Annotated in this window: 2 protein-coding genes; both read left to right on the plus strand. The window is 45.7% G+C overall.

All coding sequences use genetic code 11. From position 1 onward, the window contains the following. The first annotated feature begins 221 nt into the window (after positions 1-221). Positions 222-845: an arylformamidase gene (kynB, locus tag IE222_RS26110; protein ID WP_191277305.1), complete on the plus strand. Its 624-nt coding sequence runs from the start codon at positions 222-224 to the stop codon at positions 843-845. Between the two features lie 186 nt (positions 846-1,031). Further along, complete coding sequence (locus tag IE222_RS26115; RefSeq protein ID WP_191277306.1) at positions 1,032-2,963, plus strand: BglG family transcription antiterminator; 1,932 nt, start codon at positions 1,032-1,034, stop codon at positions 2,961-2,963. Positions 2,964-3,094: the final 131 nt, after the last annotated feature.

Raw genomic sequence — 3,094 nt, forward strand, 5'->3', positions numbered from 1 at the left:
AGTGCCAGGTATGTCCCATAGGCGGGTCCTATGGGAAAGTTTCACCAGTTTGAGTGCAAGATATGTCCCATAGGCGGGTCCTATGGGAAAGTTTCATCAGTTTGACAGCGGATTTTGTCTTCAATAAGGCTTATAGAAGGTACTTTTTGATAAAAATAATGCTGTTTTGTCTTTAATAGAAGAGTTTTACGTAAAAAGATGGAATAGGAGGTTTTCCATAAATGAATCCTTGGATTGATATTTCACAGCCGCTGGACAACCGAATTGCTGTTTGGCCGGGGGATACCCCTTTTCGCTACAAAGTCAGCTGGAGTAAAGAGGAAAGCGGTTCGGTTAATGTCGGAGAAATCACGATGAGCACCCACACCGGGACACATATCGATGCCCCGTTTCATTTTGATAATGATGGAAAGAAAGTTATCGAGCTGGATGTGAATTTATATATTGGCTTATCCCGGGTCGTCCATTTGCCTAAACCGTCATCGATTGGCATAAAGGAATTGTCCGGAGTTGAACTAGACGGTGTAACTCGCCTGTTAATTCGAACAGATGCATGGGCAGACCGAAGTGTGTTCCCAGCAGTAATTCCCGAAATTGAACCTGAGTTAGCATCCTATCTCGCAAAAAAGGGAGTCCGTCTTCTAGGTCTCGACTTACCATCCGTAGATCCCCTTGACAGCAAGGAACTTACAGCACACCATGAACTAACCCGCCATGGGATTCACATACTGGAAGGATTGGTGTTAGACCACATCGATTCGGGGGACTATGAATTAGCCGCCCTCCCGCTTTCACTGGTGGAAGCAGACGGTAGCCCGGTCCGCGCGGTGGTACGGAGAGTGTAGGACGGTTTATAAATGGATGAGACAAAAAAGGGAAAGTAACTTTTACAAATAGTTTCGAAAAAGTGGCAGAGATGCCACTTTTTATTGTAGGGTTCTTTAATGACATTATGCCGCCCCCATTTGATTCATCCCCCCATTCAGGTTAAACTTTGGTATATCTATCGCGATTTTGAGCAGGTGCATCTGATGAATAACAGACAGAAGGAATTGTTGAGAATATTGCTCGTTCATGAGGAAGGGGCATTACATAGTAAGGATTTGGCAGAGGAGCTGGGCTGTTCGGAGAAGACGGTACGGAATGATTTGGATCGGTTGGAGGAGTATCTGCTGGAAATCCCCAGTGCGAGTCTCAACCGCAGGCCAGGTTTAGGGATGTCGCTTGCCATTGACGAAGCTGACCGAAAGGATCTTTTACGTCGTCTTTTCTCCAGCGAACCGAAAACAATGGAGGAGAGGCTGTTTGAAATGGCCTTTCAGCTGTTAACAAGCGATAAGCCGATCACGTTACAATATTGGGCGGACCGTTATTATGTGGCAAAGGCTGTGATTAAAAAGGACATCGATACGATTGCCAATTGGCTGCAGCGCTATGACCTGGAAGTGGTATCAAAGCAGCGGCTTGGAAACACGATACAAGGGACAGAGCTGAAAAAGCGAAATGCTTTGGCGCATTTATCCGAGCTGATTCCCTCCATTTCAAGTGACAAAAATCTAGTGCTGGATTTATTTTTACCATATGAGATTTCGGTTGTTAGAAAGGCCCTGCAAGAAATGCAGCATAAGTTTTCGATCTCATTTACAGATGGAGCGTTTGAGAGCTTGCTTGTTCATGCGTTAATTATGGTCAAACGGACGCGGCAGAGATCGCCTGTGTTTGTTCAAGCTTCCGAAATGAAACTGGCTGCCGAACGACAGGAATACCAGTTTGCAGGCTGGTTTTTTGAACAGCTGAGTTCTGAATTTCGGCTGACTTTTCCGGAAGTAGAGCGGGTTTATTTTTCCTGGCACCTCATGAGCAGCAAGCGGACGGAAGAGGGGCTAGCCCAGGTGCTGCAAAACGATGAAGAGACAGCGGGAATGGTGAAAGCGCTGATTCGTAAGATGGAAAAATTGACCTTCTTCCCATTTAAGGCAGATTCCATTTTAACAAACGGGCTTGCCGTGCATATGCATTCTGTCATCAATCGCATTAAATTCGGATTCCCGATCACGAACCCGTTGCTTGCGAATATTAAGCGGATGTATCCGTATATGTTCAGCATGGTCATTTTAGCCCTTGAAGAAATCAGAGTTGATTTTTCCATCGACATACCGGAGGACGAGGCGGCCTACATCGTTCTTCACTTTCAAGCCTCGCTTGAACGGATGGAAGGGAAACGCGAGGCGAAGAAGAAGGCATTAATCGTTTGCCATATGGGAATTGGCATGTCCCATCTGCTCGAGGCCAAGATTGAGCAGCAATACTCAGACATTGAGATATTGGCTTGCATTGGGAAGGCTGAAGTGGCGGATTATTTGGGGCTCCATCAACCTGATTTTATTATTTCAACCATCCCGCTTGAAAAAATAACGATCAACCATATCGTCATTTCACCGCTTTTTGGACAAGAGGATAAGAAGAAATTGCGTCAATTTGTCGAAGAGTTGGACCGAAAAGGTACGAATGCTAGAGAGGGTGCTTTGTCGCCATTTTTGATGGAGGACCTAATGTTCTTTGATGTGGAAAAAGAACATCGGTATGAGATTGTCGAGATGCTGGCGAGGGCCCTTTTTGAAAAAGGCTATGTCATGAAAGAATTTATCCAAAGCGCTGTGGGGCGTGAGCGTTCATCAGCTACCGCAATTGGCGGCGGTATCGCGATTCCGCACGGCGACCCAACATTAATTCGAACGTCAGCCGTCGCTGTTGGGGTGTTGAAAAATCGACTAGAGTGGGGCAGTGAACAGGTATCTCTCGTGTTCATGCTGGCCATTTCCAAAGAAAATCAAGGCGACATACGAGGCCTGATTGGAAAAATTGCTTCCTTGAGTGAGTCTCCATTAATGGTGCTGGCACTATCAGGGGCCAAGGATTATCAGGATTTTCTCCGGTTGCTGGATAAGAATAGTGAATCTTAAAGGACCACCGTTTGCGTGGTCCTTTTTGGCGTTAAAGATTATAATTTTGCATCTTAAAGCTTTTGGCGTGCTCCATTGCCCAAAAAGGAAGAAACACTTTAAAAAAGGTCAAAGGAAGCGTGCTCCATTGC

The sequence above is a fragment of the Neobacillus kokaensis genome (assembly GCF_014656545.1).
Classification (GTDB): Bacteria; Bacillota; Bacilli; order Bacillales; family Cytobacillaceae; genus Neobacillus; species Neobacillus kokaensis.